1 pseudogene is annotated in these 1572 nt (G+C 51.3%); it reads left to right on the forward strand.

Annotation, left to right across the window (positions count from 1 at the left end):
- Positions 1-99: 99 nt before the first annotated feature.
- Positions 100-1461, forward strand: a pseudogene (locus ACFOTD_RS34450) (IS1182 family transposase); the annotation flags it as partial.
- Positions 1462-1572: the final 111 nt, after the last annotated feature.

Here is a 1572-nt window from a genome sequence, read left to right on the forward strand (position 1 = left end):
CAGGCTGTTGAGAAAGTCCCCTGCATTATTCAATTAATACGTCACCGCGTTAATTTGGTATAATAGATAATATTATGCTGAAAGTGGTGGTCCATTTTGTTGCAACATGGCCAAGGTAAACCAGCAGCTACTCCCCAGTGGGAGCTTGCGTGTCTTGAACTTCTTGTTCCCGCCGACCATTTGCTTCGCGTGATTGATCAATATGTGGACTTATCATTTATTTACGACAAAGTACGCCCCTTTTACAGTGAAACGCGTGGACGACCTTCGTTGGACCCCGTGCGCCTCTTTAAAATGATGCTGGTGGGCTATCTGTATGGGATTCCGTCGGAGCGCCAACTGGAGCAAGAAATCCAACTGAATGTCGCTTACAGATGGTTCCTCGGGCTCGGTCTTCATGATGCGGTGCCCGACCATTCGACCATCAGTTGGAATCGCAAGAATCGATTCCGAGGCAGCAACCTCTTTCAGGAAATATTTGATGAGGTCGTACATTTAGCCATCTCGCACCAAATGGTTGGCGGGCGTCTATTCTTGACCGACTCTTCGCATATGCAAGCCAATGCCAGCAAGAACCGCTATACGATGCAGGTTGTATCGCAGACGCCGCTATCGTACATGAGTGAGCTGGAAGAGGCGATTAATGCGGATCGGGATGCACATGAAAAAAAGCCGTTGCCTCCGGCCGCAGAAGCGCCGTCGGAGGAGCAAGAGACGAGGAAGACCAGCACGACGGATCCAGATAGCGGGTGGTTAAAACGTTCCGGCAAGCCCGAATACTTTGCTTATCTCGATCACCGGACGGTAGACCACAAGTACAACATCATCACAGATGTCCATGTTACCGCCGGCAACGTCAACGACGCCACCGTCTATGTAGAACGATTAAAGCGCCAAATCGAGACATTCGGGTTTGGCGAGACGCTTGAAGCGGTCGCGCTCGATTCCGGTTACATGACCCCTTATATTTGCAAAAGCGTTCTGAGCTTGAATCTGGCGGCATCCATTGTAGAACGAGAAGCGCCTACAAGAAAAGGCACGTTGCCCAAACAGCATTTTACATATGACAAAGAACGGGATGTGTACGTCTGTCCGCAGGGCGAAGTGCTCCATTACACGACGACAAACCGCAACGGATACAAAGAATACAGATCTACGCCAACCGTCTGTGCCGCCTGTGCGATGCGAGAGGCGTGTACGTCCAACGCAGATCGGAAAAGGACCATTCAACGGCATGTTTGGGAGGAAGCGAAAGAAACCGTCATCGCCTACTCGCAAAGTGCAGCAGGCAGACAACTGAGCCAGTGGCGCAATGAAACGATTGAGCGAAGCTTCGCGGATGCCAAAGTGCATCATGGGCTTCGCCGTTGCCGCATGCGCGGAAGGGAGAAGGTGCAAGAACAAGCGCTGATGACAGCAGTCGCCCAGAACCTCAAGAAGATCGCCAGACACCTGGCGAAGACTTCTTCCTGCAAAGGTTCGGGCTTTTGGTGCGCACTGTCGACCATTTATTTACATATTCGTCGGATCAGGCTACAGTTGGCTGCGTAAAACTGCTTTCTCAACAGCCTG

The organism is Cohnella sp. GCM10012308 (assembly GCF_042649185.1).
Classification (GTDB): domain Bacteria; phylum Bacillota; class Bacilli; order Paenibacillales; family Paenibacillaceae; genus Cohnella.